Source organism: Joostella sp. CR20 (assembly GCF_038433465.1).
Taxonomy (GTDB): domain Bacteria; phylum Bacteroidota; class Bacteroidia; order Flavobacteriales; family Flavobacteriaceae; genus Galbibacter.
The window spans coordinates 179,944-198,319 of record NZ_JAESVF010000001.1; the positions used below are offsets into that span (position 1 = coordinate 179,944).

The 18,376-nt window shown below is 35.1% G+C and carries 13 protein-coding genes, 1 tRNA gene and 1 pseudogene; 4 read left to right on the top strand and 11 right to left on the bottom strand.

Annotated features, from left to right (window positions below; translation table 11 throughout):
* The first annotated feature begins 8 nt into the window (after positions 1 to 8).
* Positions 9 to 2,003, top strand: coding sequence for a ComEC/Rec2 family competence protein (locus tag JMA43_RS00865; protein WP_342153983.1), 1,995 nt, complete (start codon positions 9 to 11; stop codon positions 2,001 to 2,003).
* A gap of 7 nt (positions 2,004 to 2,010) precedes the next feature.
* On the opposite strand, the gene JMA43_RS00870 is transcribed toward JMA43_RS00865, so the two are convergent.
* Both JMA43_RS00870 and JMA43_RS00875 read right to left on the bottom strand, forming a co-directional pair.
* Entirely contained in the window at positions 2,011 to 3,588 is a 1,578-nt protein-coding gene (locus JMA43_RS00870) for a peptide MFS transporter (protein ID WP_342153985.1), read from the bottom strand.
* 22 nt (positions 3,589 to 3,610) lie between these two features.
* Positions 3,611 to 5,818: a S9 family peptidase gene (locus tag JMA43_RS00875; protein WP_342153987.1), complete on the bottom strand. Its 2,208-nt coding sequence runs from the start codon at positions 5,816 to 5,818 to the stop codon at positions 3,611 to 3,613.
* A gap of 213 nt (positions 5,819 to 6,031) precedes the next feature.
* Between JMA43_RS00875 and JMA43_RS00880 the strand changes: the two genes are divergently transcribed.
* Together JMA43_RS00880 and JMA43_RS00885 are read left to right on the top strand one after the other, a co-directional pair.
* Positions 6,032 to 7,357 (top strand): hydroxymethylglutaryl-CoA reductase, degradative, encoded by a 1,326-nt coding sequence (locus tag JMA43_RS00880; protein WP_342153989.1) that lies wholly within the window; start codon positions 6,032 to 6,034, stop codon positions 7,355 to 7,357.
* A complete protein-coding gene (locus JMA43_RS00885; RefSeq protein ID WP_342153991.1) occupies positions 7,350 to 8,276 on the top strand; it encodes a GYDIA family GHMP kinase in 927 nt (308 codons plus the stop codon). Before JMA43_RS00880 ends, JMA43_RS00885 begins: the two co-directional genes overlap by 8 nt.
* A 48-nt stretch (positions 8,277 to 8,324) precedes the next feature.
* Here JMA43_RS00885 and JMA43_RS00890 read toward each other — a convergent pair whose 3' ends face one another.
* The 7 genes and pseudogenes from JMA43_RS00890 to JMA43_RS00920 form a co-directional block, all read right to left on the bottom strand.
* Positions 8,325 to 10,430: a peptidylprolyl isomerase gene (locus JMA43_RS00890; protein ID WP_342153993.1), complete on the bottom strand. Its 2,106-nt coding sequence runs from the start codon at positions 10,428 to 10,430 to the stop codon at positions 8,325 to 8,327.
* A 207-nt stretch (positions 10,431 to 10,637) separates the two neighbouring features.
* Positions 10,638 to 11,909, bottom strand: a complete 1,272-nt coding sequence (locus JMA43_RS00895) for a hemolysin family protein (protein WP_342153995.1) — start codon at positions 11,907 to 11,909, stop codon at positions 10,638 to 10,640.
* A pseudogene (locus tag JMA43_RS00900) lies at positions 11,910 to 12,113 on the bottom strand (hypothetical protein); the annotation flags it as partial.
* Positions 12,114 to 12,344: 231 nt separating this feature from the next.
* Positions 12,345 to 12,917 carry an LPS export ABC transporter periplasmic protein LptC gene (gene lptC, locus JMA43_RS00905; protein ID WP_342153997.1) on the bottom strand — a complete coding sequence of 191 codons (573 nt, stop codon included), beginning with the start codon at positions 12,915 to 12,917 and terminating at the stop codon, positions 12,345 to 12,347.
* A gap of 1 nt (position 12,918) precedes the next feature.
* Positions 12,919 to 14,286, bottom strand: coding sequence for a tetratricopeptide repeat protein (locus JMA43_RS00910; protein ID WP_342153999.1), 1,368 nt, complete (start codon positions 14,284 to 14,286; stop codon positions 12,919 to 12,921).
* Positions 14,287 to 14,315: 29 nt separating this feature from the next.
* Positions 14,316 to 15,584, bottom strand: coding sequence for a hypothetical protein (locus JMA43_RS00915; protein WP_342154001.1), 1,269 nt, complete (start codon positions 15,582 to 15,584; stop codon positions 14,316 to 14,318).
* Positions 15,584 to 16,315: a type III pantothenate kinase gene (locus tag JMA43_RS00920; protein WP_342154003.1), complete on the bottom strand. Its 732-nt coding sequence runs from the start codon at positions 16,313 to 16,315 to the stop codon at positions 15,584 to 15,586. The genes JMA43_RS00915 and JMA43_RS00920 overlap by 1 nt, the downstream gene beginning before the upstream one ends.
* Positions 16,316 to 16,413: 98 nt before the next feature.
* Here JMA43_RS00920 and JMA43_RS00925 point away from each other — a divergent pair.
* Positions 16,414 to 16,489, top strand: a tRNA-Phe gene (locus JMA43_RS00925).
* A gap of 115 nt (positions 16,490 to 16,604) precedes the next feature.
* Here JMA43_RS00925 and JMA43_RS00930 read toward each other — a convergent pair.
* Positions 16,605 to 17,258, bottom strand: a complete 654-nt coding sequence (locus JMA43_RS00930) for a hypothetical protein (protein ID WP_342154005.1) — start codon at positions 17,256 to 17,258, stop codon at positions 16,605 to 16,607.
* 10 nt (positions 17,259 to 17,268) lie between these two features.
* A complete protein-coding gene (locus JMA43_RS00935; RefSeq protein WP_342154006.1) occupies positions 17,269 to 18,333 on the bottom strand; it encodes a hypothetical protein in 1,065 nt (354 codons plus the stop codon).
* Positions 18,334 to 18,376 lie beyond the last annotated feature (43 nt).

The window sequence follows — 18,376 nt, forward strand, 5'->3', positions numbered from 1 at the left end:
TTTTCTATGTGAAATTACTAAATTATCCCATATTAAAACTTCTAATATGCTTTATTGCAGGGATACTTTTTGGTTATTTTTTTCAATTTAAAACCGTCTATTTAGTTTCCGCAACAATCCTTTGCATCGCTTTACTGTTCTATTTTAAAGTACGTAAATCGAACACTTTAGCTTTTGGAATTTGTACGTACCTCACTTTTGTAGTTATCGGCGCATTGAATATCGCAATACATTCTGAAAGGAACCCGAAACATTACCAATATAGCTATCAAGCAAAAGACACTATTACATTTAAAATTTCAAAAGAATTAAAACAAAACACCCATCAATATCTATATGAAGCCGAAGTTTTAAAAACAAACTCCAAATCGGTTAACGGAAAAATACTCGTAGTGTTTAACAAAGATAGCCTCCAAACTCCAAAAATAGACTACGTATACACTACACAAAACCTACAGAAACCAATAAACAAGCCCTTAAATCCGTACGAATTTGATTATAGCCGTTATTTATCGCATCGTGAAATTTACCATCAGCTACAATTAAAAAAAACTGATGTTCAATTAATTTCTACGGAAGTAAAATCGATTTTTGGGTTTGCCTCCTTATTCAGAGAACGCATTAATGAAAGTCTGTCAACATACCCAAACAAAGAAGAAATAGCAGTCGTAAACGCCTTACTACTCGGACAACGGCAAGATGTATCAAAAGAAACTTACAACGCTTACGCAATGGCTGGTGCAATTCATTTATTGGCAATTTCGGGCTTACATATCGGGATTTTATTTTTGTTTTTACACCTACTTTTAAAACCTATAGAACGTATCAAACACGGCAAAAAGATTAAACTATTACTCATTGTAATCACACTTTGGGCTTTCGCTACAATTGCAGGCTTAAGCGCCTCGGTAGTTAGAGCAGTAACTATGTTTAGTTTTTTGGCATATGCGAAAACCTTAAATCGGCAAAGAAACAGTTATTACGCGCTCATCAGTTCGATGTTGGTGTTACTCTTGTTCGAACCCAACTTTTTGTTTGATGTTGGCTTTCAATTGAGTTACGCAGCCGTCTTCGGAATTTTATGGATACAACCTACACTTGTTGCTTTGTGGACTCCCAACTATAAAATAACAAGCTATTTATGGAGCTTATTCACTGTTAGTTTGGCGGCGCAGTTGAGTGTTTTACCCATCACTTTATATTATTTCCATCAATTCCCAGGACTGTTTTTTGTGTCAAATTTAGTCTTGATTCCCTTTATTGGAATTTTACTCGGTGCTGGATTTATCCTCATCATCCTTGCATTCTTCAATATACTTCCAACAATATATGCTGAAGTATATTTAACATGCATCCATTACATGAATGTTTTTACCGCGTGGATTGCTCAAAAGGAAGCTTTCATATTTACAACAATTCATTTTACTGCATTGAATTTTATATCGACTTCAATTTTAATTGTTTTAACAATTCTTCTGCTGAAAAAACGCAGTAAAAACATCAGTTATATTTTCTTCGGAATTATTTTATTTTGCTTCGGAACGATTTTCTTTCAGTATAAAAAAACGGAAAACAAACAGCGTTTTATAGTTTTTCATCAGAATAGAAAAACACTTATCGGAATACAAAAAGGCAGATTACTACAAGTGAACGATACTGCATCAGAAGAAAATTACATTTTAAAAAATTATAAAACTGGAGCAAACATTAATCAATTGGAGCGTATTAAGTTTTCAAATCCAATTAATTTTCAGCAACAAAAAATAGTGTTTATCGATTCAACTTTAGCCTATAAAAAGGAAGACTCGCTATCTATTTTACTCCTAATAAATTCACCAAAAATAAATCTAGAAAAGGTTTTATTAGAATTAAAACCCACCAAAGTTATTGCTGACGGAAGTAATTACAAATCGCTAGTGCAACTTTGGAAACGGAGTTGTACGCAACAAAAAATCCCTTTTCACTACACAGGCGAAAAGGGAGCTTTTGTATTAACTAATTAATATTTTATTAATTGATTCCGTGCATTTTTCGTTTCATCATTGGGTTTAACAATAATAAAATTAAAGCTGCAGTAATCGGAATGATTGTAAAAATTAAGAAGAAAGTAGACAATCCATATTCTTCTGAAATTGTATCGATATAACTCCCTGTAACCCCACCTAAAAGATTAGCTATTGAGTTAGCTCCAAACCATATCCCGAACATCATCCCGACTAACTTAACAGGAGACAATTTACTAACATATGACAATCCTACAGGCGACACACAAAGCTCTCCTAAAGTATGGAAGAAATAAGCAAACACTAAAAACATCAAACTTACCGAAGCAGTTTTAGCACCCTCTGGAATTCCAGAAGCCCCGTACGATAATACTGCAAAACCTACTCCCAATAAAATTAAACCTATTGCAAATTTAACAGGCCCAGATGGATTTAGTTTACTTTCCCAAATTTTAGAAAACAATGGCGCAAACAAAATAATAAACAGTGAATTTAATACCGAGAACCAAGAAGCAGGCACTTCAGTTGCATTATCAGAAAATTCCTTATTCAACATCCATAAAACGATCGCCCAGATAATAGCGAAACTCAAGCCTAACCAGACATTTGATAAAGGGAATTTACTAAAAGTCTGTTTAAATAATTGTAACAAAACCCATGTAACAACTAACATTGGGACTACAACAATAATACTGTTAATGATCTTAAAAGTAGTCGCTGCACTTCCAACTAAAGCTCTGTCGGTATAATCGGCAGCGAAGATAGTCATAGAACCTCCTGCTTGCTCGAAAGCCCACCAAAAGAAAACCGTAAATAGTGCAAAAATAGAAATTACAATAATTCTATCTCTAACTACTTTAGGAGACTCTTCCTCTACTTTAGCTTCGTCAGTTTTATCAATATTTGCTATTAAACTATCTTTAGCTTCTTCAACTTGTTCCGAAGACAATCCAATATTTCCAAAAATCTTTTGAGCAAAATAGAATTGTAACATCCCTAAGAACATAAAAATTCCTGCAAGTCCAAATCCGTAATGCCATCCAACTTTTTCTCCAATATAACCACAAAGTAAAATTCCTAAGAAAGACCCCGCATTAATCCCCATGTAAAAAATGGTATATCCAGCATCTTTTTCTTTCCCTTGGTTTTTATACAGCTGCCCTACCATTGAAGAAATATTCGGTTTAAACAACCCATTTCCTAAAATTAGACCTAACAATCCAATATAAAAGAAATAATTAGAGAACCCTTCCAACGCCATTGAGGCGTGACCAAGAGTCATAATAAGTGCACCTAGAACTACAGCATTTCTATATCCTAAAAACTTATCAGCAATAAAACCACCTATTATTGGGGTAACATATACCAAACTTGTATACCAACCATATAATAAAAGCGCATCACTTCTTTCCCAACCCCAACCTTCTTCTAAAAGTGAAGCGGTTAAAAATAAAACTAATAAGGCACGCATTCCGTAATACGAAAAGCGCTCCCACATTTCTGTAAAAAATAGTACAAAAAGTCCCGAAGGATGCCCTAATACGGTTCTTTGATTTACTTCTGAACCTCCAAATTTAAACTCCATTTAAGTGTGTTTTAATTACTATTTAATTATTTATCTTTTTTGATACGTTTATTTCTCCTGAAGCATCACCAAGATGCGCATCGATAAAGTTTGTCATTTTTATATATAATTGCAAACGTGTGTTTCCACCGTAAATCCCGTGGTTTTTATCAGGATAAATTGCCCAATCAAATTGCTTATTAGCCTGGATAAGCGCTTCTGCCATACGCATAGTGTTTTGCACGTGTACATTATCATCGCCAGTTCCGTGAATCAGTAAATAATCTCCTTGTAATAATTCTGGGTAACTCAACGGAGAATTCTCATCGTAACCACTTGCATTTTCTTGTGGCGTTTGCATGTATCTTTCTGTATAAATTGAATCGTAAAAACGCCAGCTTGTAACAGGCGCTACAGCAATAGCCATACTAAACACATCATTCCCTTTTAAAATACAATTAGTACTCATAAATCCGCCGTAGCTCCATCCCCAAATTCCAATTCGATCTTGATCGATATAAGGTAGCTCACCTAATTTTTTAGCTGCTGCAATTTGGTCTTCTACTTCGTATTTCCCTAATTCTTTATAGGTTACCTTTTTAAATTCGGCTCCTTTAAAACCAGTTCCACGGCCATCAACACAGGCAACAATATAACCTTTTTCTGCGAGCATTTCGTACCAATAATCGTTAGACGCCATCCATCTGTTGGCTACTTGTTGCGAACCTGGACCAGAATATTGATACATAAACAACGGATACTTTTTATTTGGATCGAAGTTTTTAGGCTTTATCATCCACATATTTAAATCGTTTCCGTTAACGTTTATCGTTGAAAATTCTTTAGGTGAAATTTCATAAGAAGACATTTTCTTTAAAAGCTGATTGTTATTCACAATCTCTTTTAATTCTTTACCAGTTTTACTGTCGTTTAGCGTGTAGCGAGTTGGCATAGAAGCACTCGAAAAAGAATTGATGTAGTAGCTAAAATCGGCACTAAAAGTTGCGCTGTTGGTACCTTCTTCACTTGAAAGTCTTTTTTTGTCTTTTCCGTTTAGTTTAATAGCATAAACATCTCGGTTGATTGAACCATTTTCTACCGATTGGTAAAAAATACGGTCGGTCTTATCGTCATATCCATAATAACTTGTTACTTCCCAAGCTCCTTTTGTAATTTGGTTTAGTAACTTTCCGCTTTTTGAATAATGATAAATGTGATTGTATCCATCTTTTTCACTGGTCCAAATAAAACTATTGTCTGCTAAAAAAGTTAAATTATCGGTTACATCAATATATGCTTTATCAGTTTCGTGAAGCACAACTTCGGCACCTTTATTTACATTGTAAAAATACAATTTCATATCATTTTGATGACGATTCATCACCTGTACACTTAATACATCTGCATCATTTGTCCATTGAATTCTAGGGATGTAATACGCATCTTCCAAATCTACATTCTTCGTGGTTTTTGATGCAACTTCAAAAGTGTGTAAACTTACATTCGAGTTGTTCTCACCAGCCTTTGGATATTTAAAAACCTGCTGTGTTGGATAAAGTGTTTCACCATAAACATCCATAGAAAATTCTGGAACTTCACTTTCGTCAAAACGAATATAAGCAAGATATTCACCTGTACTATTCCAATCGAAAGCACGTACAAAAGCAAACTCTTCTTCGTACACCCAATCGGTAACCCCGTTGATAATTTTATTCTTCTCTCCATCGGTAGTTACTTGGATAGTTTCTCCTGAAGCTAAGTTTTTAATAAAAATGTTGTTGTTTAAAACATACGCCACTTTCGAACCGTCTGGAGAAAAAGTTGGCTCTTGAATTTTGTCATCAGCAATTAAATCTAATTTCTTTGAAGCGATATCGTACACATAGTATGTCCCTAAACGCGAACGTCTAAAAACAGCTTCTACATTGGTTGCCAAAATTAATTTTGACTCGTCTGCACTAAAAGTATAAGACGAAAAATTGGCAATTTCACTAAGGTTTTGAGAGGAAACAATGGTTTCAACTTTCTCTAAAGTCTCGTAATTGTACTTATCTACCGAAGTCGTTCTGGTATTTCTATCGAAGTTTAAAACGGTATATTGTTGTCCGTTCTTCATAGAGTGAAGCACGTCCATTCCTTCAGTTCGGAAAGCGCCACCCCATATTTCTTCTAAAGTGATTTTTTGATTTTGAGCGGTTGCGAGGGAAACCAGTCCTACAAAAAGTAGGAACATCAAAGAATATTTCTTCATTAATTGTTAGGTATTGATTAAAAAACCGTCAAGTTTACTAAAAATTTCACATATACCGTAACTTTTCACGTTAAACATTCCTTAGAAAAAGCCTTTCTTACAATTTTTCACACAATTAACCGAACATCGCTATACAAACCGCTTCGGTAGTTTGCAAACCAACGTCCAACTACAAAGAGAATGTTTATCTTTGCCACTTATAATTTACACAAAATGGCAATACCCGTAAACGGATTTTCGAAACTTACTAAGCAAGAAAAAATAGCTTGGTTAGCTAAAAATCATTTTATAAATCAAGAAGAAGGCATCGATATTTTACAGCAATATGTAAACAGCGATGCGAAGCTACAATCGTTGCACGATGAATTTATCGAGAACACCATTTCTAACTTTTACCTTCCACTTGGTATTGCGCCCAACTTCCTTATCAACGACAAATACCACACCATCCCGATGGTTATCGAAGAAAGTTCGGTGGTAGCGGCCGCAGGAAAAGCAGCCAAATATTGGCAACAGCGTGGTGGATTTAAGGCTGAAATTTTAGGGACCGAAAAAATTGGGCAAGTACATTTTATGTTTTATGGAAATACCGAAAATTTAAACCGTTTTTTTGCTGAAGTAAAACCAACTTTACTCCAAGCAACCGAATCGATTACCGCAAATATGCGTAAGCGTGGTGGCGGAATTACAAACATAGAATTAAGAGATAAAAGCAACGAACTGGCAAATTACTTTCAATTGCATTGCACTTTTGAAACGCTAGACGCCATGGGTGCAAATTTTATCAATTCGTGTTTAGAGACCATTGCAAAAACGTTTAAGAGTGAAGCACAAACGTGTGATATGCTTTCTGCTGAAGAAAAGGACATCGAAATTGTAATGAGCATTTTGTCCAACTACGTACCAAATTGTGTGGTAAAAGCAGAAGTTAGTTGCCCAGTTGATGCTTTAAATGAAGATAAAAATTTGAGTCCGCAGGAATTTGCCGATAAATTTGTGAGAGCTGTTGCTATTGCAAACGCAGAACCTCACCGTGCGGTAACTCACAACAAAGGAATTATGAACGGTATCGATGCGGTAGTTTTAGCAACAGGAAACGACTTTAGAGCTATTGAAGCTGGTGCACATGCCTATGCAGCAAAATCGGGAAGCTATAAAAGTTTAACACACGCCAAGGTTGAAGATGGCATCTTTAAATTTTGGATTGAAATCCCGTTGGCACTTGGTACTGTTGGCGGACTCACAAGCTTGCATCCTTTAGTAAAACTGTCGTTGGAAATTTTAAACCGCCCATCGGCAAAAGAATTAATGCAAATTATCGCAGTTGCTGGACTTGCGCAAAACTTTGCTGCGGTTCGCTCTTTAATTACCGATGGAATTCAAAAAGGACATATGAAAATGCACCTTATGAATATCTTAAATCAGCTTGGTGCAACTGCAGAAGAAAAAGCGTATTTTATTGACTATTATAAAAATAAAACCATTACGCACAGCGATGTTATCAATCAGTTTAATGCGTTAAAAGCAAAAAATGTCTGAGTTTTATAGCCACGGAAAATTATTAATTACTTCGGAATACACAGTGTTGGATGGCGCAACTTGCTTGGCAATTCCAACCAAACTCGGACAGTCATTATCTATTGAAGAAATTGACGAACATAAAATTTATTGGGAGGCTTACAACTACGAAAACAAATGTTGGTTTACTGCTACTTTCAATTTTAATGCTGAAAATTTTAAGCTTGAAATTGACACAACCAACACCGTTTTGGTAGCAGAAACTTTATTGAAAATATTAAAAGAAGCGAACGTTTTAAATCCGAGTTTTCTAAAAAACACAAGAGGAATAAAAGTAAAAACACATTTAGAATTTCCAGAAAATTGGGGCTTAGGTTCTTCTTCAACATTGATTAACAACATTGCATCTTGGGCAAAAGTAGATGCGTTTCAATTGTTATGGAATAGCTTTTCCGGAAGCGGCTACGACATTGCTTGCGCACAAAACAGCACTCCAATTACGTATCGGGTAATCAATAAAAATCCGCAAATCGAAACAGTTACTTTTACTCCTTCATTTACAGAACACCTCTTTTTTATTCATCTAAATAAAAAACAAAACAGCAGGGAAGGTATTCAACGCTATCGAGAAGTTACTTCAGAAAAAGATAAGCAAATCGCTATTGAAGCTACTACCCAACTCACTAAAGAAATTTTAAACGCTTCGACATTAAAAACCTTTGAAGCTATATTAAATACACATGAAAATACGATTTCCTCAATTCTAAAACTTCCTACTGTTAAACAAGCTCTTTTTAGCGACTTTAAAGGAAGTATTAAAAGTTTAGGCGCATGGGGAGGCGACTTTGTATTAGCAACCGGAGAGGCTTCTTATGTCAAGTCGTATTTTATCGAAAAAGGATACCAAACAATTATCCCATATCAAGAAATGATTGCATAAAAAAAGCTTCCAAATTGGAAGCTTTTTTTTAATCTATAATATTACTGCTTAGTAAATTTCAGCTCTTTCGTCTTCAATTTCTGCAGCATCTTTTAATGCATTGTATGCGCTCAAAGAAGCTCTTCCTCTGTTAAGCGTTTTCTGTGTGTTTGCATAAGTTGCATAATTGTCTAATGAAGGTGCAATAGATTTTTTAGTTACAGAAACCATAAACACACCGTTTTCACCATCAATCATATTAGAAGTTTCACCTTCCGATAAAGCCATTGCAACACCAACAACTTTTGGCTCTCTTCCAGCTCCTGCAATTGTAGGAGTTTTCATGTTTAAACCAGTTGCTCCAGTTACCGTTACATTGTTAGCTTTTGCAAAATCATCGATAGATTTCCCTTCATTATTCTTCATAATGATAGCTGCCTTTTTCTCTTTTCTAAGAATAGGCAATACAGTTGCAGCAGCATCTTTCGCGGTAGCTAAACCTTCTTTTCTTCTTCCTGTTAACTGAACAATTGCATATCCGTTTGGTGTGTTGAAACGTTTTACGTCTCCTACTTCCGTATCGGCGTTAAAAGCCCATTGCACAACGCTACGCTGGTTTCCAATTCCAGGGATGTTTTCGTCTAATGCTAAAATTTTATTTACTGGACGTACACTGTAGTTTGATGCTTTTGCTACTTCTTGGAAATCTCCATCTGCAGCAGCCATTTCAAACTTAGTTGTTTCAGTATATAAATCGCTAATTGTTTTTTCTGATGGTTCAATTTCTCTTGCAACAGTTGCCAATTGAACAACATCATATTTATCGTCTACTTTGATAATGTGGTAACCAAAATCTGTTTCAACTAAACCGATAGAACCAATTGAGTTCCCGAAGATATAATCGTTAAACTGAGGCACCATTTGCCCTTCTGGAATATTATCATAAGTACCTCCACGAGTTGCAGAACCTGGATCTTCAGAGTTTTCTCTAGCCAAGGTAGCAAACTCATCTGGGTTAGCTTTTACTTTTGCTAAAATCTCTTCAGCTTTTGCTTTTGCAGCTTCTTTAGTTCTTGGCTCTGTTGGCTGAGCTTGAGAACCATCGTAAGAAATTAAAATATGACTTGCTTTTACAGAACCACCTTGCTTTTTAGCAACCATTCTTGTGATTTTGTAATAGTTTCCATCTTGATACGGACCGTAAACTCCACCAACTGGCAAGTTGTAAAGTGTATCTGCAACAGCCGTTGGTAAATCTTTTTTAGCAACGTAAGTAGTATCGTATTTGATATCTGAATTTTTGTTTACAAAATCTTGAAGATTTGTAGTTGTTCTAAATCCAGCAACAGTTTCGTCTGCTTTAGTAGTTTCGTTATATACTACTGAGTTTTCTAAAAGTTTAGAAAGTGAAGTTTTCACTTCTTGAATATCTTCTTCTGATGCTTTTTCTTCGAAGAAAACATAACGAACATCTCTTGAAGCATCTTGCGTAAATTCGTTTTTATGCTCTTTTACATACGCTTCGATTTCACTATCTGAAACACTTACTGTACTGTCTGGAATAGAACTATAAGGAACTTTTGCATACTTTACATCTACTTTATCATTTTCTAAATGATAAACCAACTCTCCTTCTTTAAGCGTTGTTCCAACACCAGCTTTTACCAAGTTGAAATACGATTGCTCTTTTGAAGCGTTAATTAAAGCCGCTTCTTGCAATTGCCATTGTTGGTATCCAGCAGGATTATTAGCTTTTAAATCGGCAATAAACTCGATAAATTTTCCTTCGTCAAAAACACCAGCTTCATTTTGAAAAGTAGGATCTTGAGCAAAAGCAGGGTTTGCTTTTACAACTTCTAAAATTTGGTCTTTTTCAATATTAATTCCTAGCGCATCGTATTGTTGCTCTAATATAATATTTCTAACCTCTTGATTCCATACTTGATTTACCACTTGAACTGTGGTTGCATTAGCACCATATCTTCTGGAAGCATTTTCAACTTTGTACGCAAACTCTTGTCGCGAAATACTTTCTCCATTTACTTCTCCTACGGTTGTTTTTCCTGTACCAGAATCTTTAGTGAAGATACCAGAAATAACAAATGCAAATAAAGCCAAACCTATTACTAAGATTAAGATTAGCGATCGACTTCTAATTTTTTCTAGAATTGCCATTTATCAATACAATTTATTAAATTAATGTGGGCGAAAATACCACTTTTTTAGAATAATAAAAACCTGAAGATGCAATTATTGTTGATTTTATGAATTATGTTTCTTAAAAAATTAAATAGCCTTCAATTTCAGGTATTTTTATACGGATACTTTATTGAAATTTAATAATTCTGAAAAAATAAAAAGAAAATTAGAGAAGCTTTGCAGTTATTCCTCTTCAATAACCTTTAAATATACAAGGTCTATTTTTGTGTTACTCACTTCTAAAATTGTAAACTGATAGTCGCCTACCACCACAATTTCATCTTTAGAAGGAATTTCGCCAATATTACTCACAATGAGTCCACCAAGGGTTTCGTAGTTCTCCCCTTCTGGCAAATCTAATTTGTATTCTTCATTTATATAATCGACTTCTAAACGTGCCGAAAATTTATATTCAGACTCACTAATTTGCTCTTCAATAAGCGCCACACTATCATGCTCGTCTTCAATTTCTCCAAACAACTCTTCAACAATATCTTCAACAGTCATAATTCCAGAAGTTCCTCCGTATTCATCCAAAACCACCGCAATACTCTTCCTTTTTTTAGTCAACACTTCAAGCACATCGCTAATAAGCATTGTTTCTGGAACATATTCCACCGGCATCATAACCGACTTGATATTGGCGGGTTTTTTAAATAAATCGAACGAGTGTACATAGCCAATAATATCGTCGATTGTATCTTTGTAAACCAATATTTTTGAGTATCCTGTATCAGTAAATATTTTGCTTATTCCCTTCGGAAGTTCATCCACTTCTACTGCTGTAATTTCGGTACGCGGAATCATCACTTCACGAGCTTTGACTTCAGCAAACTCTAAAGCATTTTGAAAAAGTTGTATTTCTGAATCTAAATCGTCTTCCTCATCGGCAGCTTCCATTTGTTCAGAAATATAATCGCCTAACTCAACTTTACTGAAAGCCAACTGCACTTCATCGCCTTCAGTCTTAAAAAATACTTTTAAAACTAGGTCTGAAATCCAAATAATAAACGAAGATATAAATGAAAACAACACGTAAAAAAGATATGCCGGAATGGCAAAAAACTTTAAAAGTGTATTGGCATAGATTTGAAAAAATACTTTCGGCAAAAACTCGGCCGTTACCAAAATAACCAATGTAGAAATAATGGTTTGCACCAAAATAACATCAAAAGGCGGACTGTCAACATTGGCGTATGCTGGGTAAATTTTATCGATAATTAAATCTCCCATAAAAATACCATACACTACCAAGGCAATATTGTTTCCAACAAGCATGGTGGCGATAAATTTTGATGGTTTTTTGGTGAGCTTAGTTAAAATCTTCGCCAAAAAACCTTCTTGCTTTTTCTCTATTTCTATATGAATTTTATTGGAAGAAACGTATGCAATTTCCATCCCCGAGAAAAAAGCAGAGAGCAATAAAGAGATAATTATGATAATTACACCAGTCATTTACTGATTATTTTGCCTATCTGAAAATTTCTTTCGGTAAAATCTTCTAAAGAAAAACATCCCAATAGAAACTACTGCAAAAACCAACATGATATACGCTCTCGACCTATCTACAGACCACATGCGCACAGTTTCTATAATGGCTAAAACAGCTACAACAAGGTATAAAATTTCAAATATTTTAAAGTATTTCATGTGTTTACTTTTATGATTTTTCTACGGAAGAACGATTTTACTTCGCTCTTTCACAACTACACAACATGTAGAAACCGTAAAAATTCTATGAATCAAATGTAAAGAAAAGTTATAAATAAGCGAATTTTTTATTTATGATATAAATTTTCTCGCTTGATAGAATTTAATTCTGAAAAAAATAATCTAATTATTAATGGATTGTAAGACCATTTTGATTGAAGAGTAAAAAATGAAGTTAGGTTATTCCTCGCTTTCTTCGGAGTCTTTCACTACAGCGGTTCCTGAGTTTCCGTGAGAACTCACCACTGTAAATTCTTTATTGAAATCGATACCTACACCTTTCATATTTAAATCTGGACTCGTAAAAGTATAGTCGCCTTCAGTAAAAATCCATTGGTTGTTTTGATCCCAATACAATTGAGGTGCATTTAATCGTTTTCCGTCATGCGTTTCAAGCACAACATTTCCCTGCATATCAATCAGTTTTGTATTCAAATATATAATTCCGTAGTTGGCAGAAACCGTACTTTTTTGATTATCCTTATCATAAAAATCAACATGTACTCCTTTTGGGAATTCTCTATACGGAAATGTTTGATTGCTGAAATCTTCGTACACAGGACCGCTAACAACAGCAGTTAACCTCAAGGAATCGGTATATTTTAGAACAAAATTTTCCGCGATTCCAATTGGTGTTTTAGTGAAGGCATTCATTTTCTGAACTTCTTTTAAATTCCCTTCACATGAAAAAAACATTGTCACAGCAAATACTGTGACAATGTTTATAAAAATATATTTTAAACTGAATTTCATATTATAGGCTTGGAACTGTTACGCTTCCACCAACCCAACAGTTAAATTGAATTGTTTTTCCTGCCATTCCAGAACTAAAAATATCTTGTTTACTTGGTGCTCTACCAGCATAACTTGCTGCAGTTTGCGCCGCTCTACTTTTTAAAGAAGGATCTACTTGTCCTGCTTTTCTAGCGATATCAGCAGCTTTCCAGTACATTGCTCTTTTTTCAAAGGCTGTACCTCCACAATCGTTAGCACTGTTTGCATATAAATTTGCAATGATTAAGTAAGGCGTTCCGTTTGCTGGGTTTAAATCTAAAGCTTGTTGCGCATACGTTCTAGCAGTAGATTTTTGACCTCTCTTAGAAGCTTTACTTGCCATTTTAGTTAACTTATTAGCTTTTCTAACAGGATCTGTCTCTAAGTCTATTGACTGCTTGAAGTAATCATTAGCTTTCGAGCTGTTTCCTTGCTCTTCATATAAAGACCCTAAGTAGTATTTTGAACTCGCTGATGGCTCTAATTGATCTAATGCCTCAACCAACTTCACAAACATTGGATCTCCAGTACAATCTTTAGCATCCATTCTTCCTGCTGCACTTTTCAACCAAGCAACATCAGTTTTATGAGCTTCAAAGTTTTTCTGATAAAGAGGAATCAAGTTATCACAGTCTGCTAACTTACCTAACTTAGCATCAACACTACTACTAATTTTTTCGTAGTTTTCTCCGTTTTGTCTTGCTGCAGCTAAGATTTTCTCTTCTTTACTTGTAAGCGTTCCTGCATCTTCTTTAGGAACATACTTTACAATTGTCTCTCCAAGTTCTTGGTTTTCTTCAGCAATTTTTTCTGTTACATCATCATAGGTATCAAAAACATCTTGTAAGTCTTTTTTACCAGCCGAGTGTAAATCTACCAACGTAGAGAAGTATAAGTATAATGCCTTAGGATTTTTAAAGCCATCTTTGTCTTCATTAAACGCTTTGTCTAAAAGATTAAAAACCTCTTCGTCCGAACCTAATTTTTGATCATTCATCAACAAAGCAGCATCGATATCCGCCCCTGTTTTCGTATATCTGTCTGGAAAATACTGAGGTCCCTTTTGATATACATCTGTAAGCATCTTTACATACTGATCTTTATTTGCTGGATCTTTTTTAATCTTATCTTTTAAGATTAGTTCTCCGTAATGAAAGTTTGCCCAATGCAATCCAGGACAATTTTCATACACCATTTTCCATGGCTCGTATGCAGCATCATAATTTTTCACCTTTGCATGCTCTGCATATACCGACAAGTTTTGTGGACACTCTGGGTTTTGTGCTTGCCCCAATGTCACGAAAGCAACCCCCAAAACACCAACCATCATAGAAATCTTCTTTTTCATTTATTTAATTTTATGGTTAACGTATATTTCTATCTAATTAAATTCTTTCTAAACCATTTGTCGTTTAACGACAAACCTATAAAAACATTAAAATAATTCTCTTCTATTCTACCTAAATAAGTACTTCCTCTTTTTCCAAATTCAAATCCAACATTGGCATTTGAAAAACCACTTATTGGTAAACCTAAACCAAAAGACATGCCAAAGTCGTGAACAGGAACGTTATTAACTAGTAATCCAGTACGCTCATTCTTCAATCCAACCCTGTAAGTAACACGCTTCCAGTAACTTGTAAACGAATCATAATCTGGCGTCCAAAAAGCACCCGCAGAAAATCTTTCTCCGTCCTCGTACGCTCCGTTTACTGGAGTTACAAAATCGTTTACAAATTCGCTACTCTTGGTTATTTCGTATTCACCACCAATAAACCAAGTATATTTTTTACCAACTCCTAAACCTACTGCATACGATTCTGGCAAATGCAAATAAGTTGAATTAAGTCCTAATGCTCCCAAATCTATTTCTTCGGTAACTCGTGGAACTTCTACACCTGCCGCATTGGTTATAAGTGTTGAAATTGATCTTGAGTTACTCGATGTAATCTTTGTTGCTGGCGTATACAATACCGATGATTGCAAATGCAATTTATCAGTTAAATCGGCTTCGTAATTTAAGGAAAAATTAAAATCGAATCCACTATATTCTGAATGATTTGTAATTCTTGTTCCGTATTGAATACCTTCTACGTAGCGTATTGCTTCATTTTCTACATCTCCAAAATTAAAATTCGCCTTCGCTCCAAGACTGAAATTTTTCAGAAAGTTAATTCCGTAGGCAAGAAAAACTTTATTAATTCCACCTGTTCCTGCATATTTATCTAGCTGAACAGGATCGACATCTTCATTCAACGACTGTACGCGGTATCCAACAGAAGTAAAAGGTGTTAACCCAAAACTAATTCCCATTCTATTTCCCAACGGAATCCCTACTCCGATATAATCGAATGTAGCGTCGGATGCCTTTTCATTGCTTTCATTGGTTTCAAGACGTAGAGAATGGTAACCTCCACCAACGGCAAAAGTTGTTAAGCCAAGCTTCCCTAAAGATGCTGGATTATTAAAATTGATGTGAATACTATCTGTATAAACACTAATTCCCCCCATCATTCTATTTTCTGCCGATCCTTTAAAACGTTGGTCTCCCGTTCCGAAAAATGAATATGGTGATACACTTCCTTCCTGCGCTAAACCGTAGCTACAAATAAACAAGATAGCTACAATAAAAATCTTTTTAATCATTAGTGTTTGTTGAGTTCTAAAATATAATTAACTCCCTCCAAGAGGAAATTCGGATGCGCAAATATGCTACTTTTTAATCTTTTAGACAAAAAATGACTGTCGCCACCTGTAAAAATTACTGTTAAATCTTTAAATTTTCTTTGATATTGTAGGATTGTAGCTTCAATTTCGTTAACAATTCCGAACAAAACACCGGCAATCATACACTCTTGAGTTGTGGTTCCGATAAAATCATCTAACTCATAGGTTTCAATCATCGGGAGTTTTGCGGTAAACTCATGCATCGCTCTAAAACGCATTCGAACGCCTGGAGAAATTGCACCGCCTTTATAAACTCCGCTTTCAGTTAAAAAGTCATAAGTTATACAAGTTCCTGCATCGATTACTAAACAATTTTTCATCGGATACTTATAATAGGCAGCAGCAACAAGTGCTATTCGATCTACTCCAAGCGTGGTTGGCGTAGCATAATCGTTTTTAAAAGGCAATTTAGAATTCGCACTCAACGTATAAGTTGGTGCAAAAACAGCAAGCGCCTTTATTTGCTTTTCTGATAATTTCCCTACGGAAGAAACCATAATAGCACGTATCGAAGGGTACTGTTCAAAGATTTTTGAAATTTTTTTTAAAAAATTTTCTTGGTCGGCTTTATAAACTTCCAAAACGGTATCTTCTTTGAATACAGCAACTTTGATAAACGAATTTCCTACATCTACAATTAAATTCATCATAAAAGGTTAAAGTTGTAAAGTTACAAAACCATTTTTTTTGAAAAATATTTTGCAGATATTAAATTTGCATCTATATTTGCACCCGCAATCAAGCAACTGGTGCCTTAGCTCAGTTGGTAGAGCAAAGGACTGAAAATCCTTGTGTCCCTGGTTCGATTCCTGGAGGCACCACCACTAAAAGCCCGATTTCATTTATTTGAAAATCGGGTTTTTTGGTTTTTACAACTACCAAAAAAAAGAAGCTCTGAGAAATTCTCAGCGCTTCTTTTACAAAATATTCCTTATTTTTTTAGTTGATGCTAAACACTAAGCCACCACCCAAACTAAATTGATAAATTGTAGAATAGGTGTACACGCTTGTTTGCGGACCGTATCCATCAAAGTAAAAACCACCACCAGCTCCTTGCACCACAGAAAGTAATTGCGCTTGAAGCTTTAAACCAAAATAGTCGTTCATCCAATAAATACCTCCCAATTTTGCTCCCCAACTAAACTTTGTTGTATTTGAGCTCCATCTACTTCCTTCGGTTGTATTTTCTAAATCGGCTATAACCATTCCAGCCATTAAACCTCCAAATCCTTGAAACTGATTTCCTGGTCTTGAAAAATAGCGATTGGCCCCTAAAAGCAAATAATTAATTCCTAAGTCAAAATCTGCATACTGCTCCCGAACATTATTATACGTTCGATACCATGTTGGCGCATTGGTATCTTGACGCAGGTACACAAACTCAAACCCCATATACGGACTTGGCTTATACTCTAAACCTGCTCCCCATTGAAATCCTCCTTTTATTTTTCCGTCGTAATAAGCATCATAATCGTAATACGAGTCGAAGCTATCATCAAAGGCGTAGCTTCCGTAAAAATTAACATACATATCTTGCGCCTGAACTACTCCCGACACTAATACAAACAATATTAAGTAAATGTGTTTTTTCATTTTAAATAGTTTAGTTTATTCCTTTTTTCTTTATTCCGAAGCGATAGTTTGCAGAAAGTAATATTTGATTTCTTCCTCTTCCTACACCCGTTTCCAATCGGTACCACCAACGTTTTCCATGGTTATATTGTACCCCTAATTGTAACGAAGTATGCCCTAAAGGATCTTTATCAAATCGGTAACCAAGCTCACTATCTCCAGGAGTTCTTCCCTCCAACCAATTGTCAATTTCATTTACCAATTGGTTTACAATAATTTTCTGAGCTGGCCCTAATCCATCATACCAATTATTGGCAGTATCTGAAATTGCATCTTTCACTTCTTGTAGTTTTCCTTTGTCCATCTTCGAGAAGATATCGCTTATTTTAAGTGCTCCTGATGAATTTCTGGCGAGATATTGATGTTGAACTCCGATACTAAAATTGATATTATGAAAACGTTTATGAAAACCAAAACTTCGACCAATCCTAAAAGATGTTACCGTACCAAATACATTTTCATCGAGCGAACTCACATCCGACCAAGTGGCGTTAAAATTGAATACCGCAAAATAATTTCCTGTTCCGTAGGCCAAGACTGTTCCGAGTCCGAAGGTATCTGCGGAAGGATTGGTAGGAATTTCAAGCTCAAAAGGATGAATTAACTTAATAGCATTGTTACTTTCGGAATGTGCATACAAACCGTAAACATTTAAAAACGGAAACAACCAAGCCTCTAAACGCACATTTACCAAGTTTGCTGTATTTTCAAAAGTTTCGAATTCTAGAAAATCCATATCAACAAAGTCCGAATTGTTTAAACGCAAAGCAATGTTGTCGATATTCAGCTTCGTATCTTGCCCAATGTAATTTACCATCACACCAAACGGCAAAGGTAAATCGTGCCCTGTTTGTTGCACTCGGTCTCCATAAATGGGTAAAATGTATGGATACTCTGTGCGCATCAAACTATCTCTATACGCTTTATCTATTTTTCTGATAGTTAAATTTTGAGCATAGCCAGTATTTATGAACATTACAAATACTATTGCTCCAATTAAAAACTTTAAGAAAGAAATTTTTTTCAAATTAAACATACTTCTATTTTACACAAAGAAAGGCAAAAACATACGTTACTTG

Bases quoted from the DNA above. Each gene is read 5' to 3' on its own strand.
- JMA43_RS00870 (WP_342153985.1), bottom strand. From the start codon at position 3,588: ATGGAGTTTAAATTTGGAGGTTCAGAAGTAAATCAAAGAACCGTATTA.
- JMA43_RS00875 (WP_342153987.1), bottom strand. From the start codon at position 5,818: ATGAAGAAATATTCTTTGATGTTCCTACTTTTTGTAGGACTGGTTTCC.
- JMA43_RS00880 (WP_342153989.1), top strand. From the start codon at position 6,032: ATGGCAATACCCGTAAACGGATTTTCGAAACTTACTAAGCAAGAAAAA.
- JMA43_RS00885 (WP_342153991.1), top strand. From the start codon at position 7,350: ATGTCTGAGTTTTATAGCCACGGAAAATTATTAATTACTTCGGAATAC.
- JMA43_RS00890 (WP_342153993.1), bottom strand. From the start codon at position 10,430: ATGGCAATTCTAGAAAAAATTAGAAGTCGATCGCTAATCTTAATCTTA.
- JMA43_RS00895 (WP_342153995.1), bottom strand. From the start codon at position 11,909: ATGACTGGTGTAATTATCATAATTATCTCTTTATTGCTCTCTGCTTTT.
- lptC (WP_342153997.1), bottom strand. From the start codon at position 12,917: ATGAAATTCAGTTTAAAATATATTTTTATAAACATTGTCACAGTATTT.
- JMA43_RS00910 (WP_342153999.1), bottom strand. From the start codon at position 14,286: ATGAAAAAGAAGATTTCTATGATGGTTGGTGTTTTGGGGGTTGCTTTC.
- JMA43_RS00915 (WP_342154001.1), bottom strand. From the start codon at position 15,584: ATGATTAAAAAGATTTTTATTGTAGCTATCTTGTTTATTTGTAGCTAC.
- JMA43_RS00920 (WP_342154003.1), bottom strand. From the start codon at position 16,315: ATGATGAATTTAATTGTAGATGTAGGAAATTCGTTTATCAAAGTTGCT.
- JMA43_RS00930 (WP_342154005.1), bottom strand. From the start codon at position 17,258: ATGAAAAAACACATTTACTTAATATTGTTTGTATTAGTGTCGGGAGTA.
- JMA43_RS00935 (WP_342154006.1), bottom strand. From the start codon at position 18,333: ATGTTTAATTTGAAAAAAATTTCTTTCTTAAAGTTTTTAATTGGAGCA.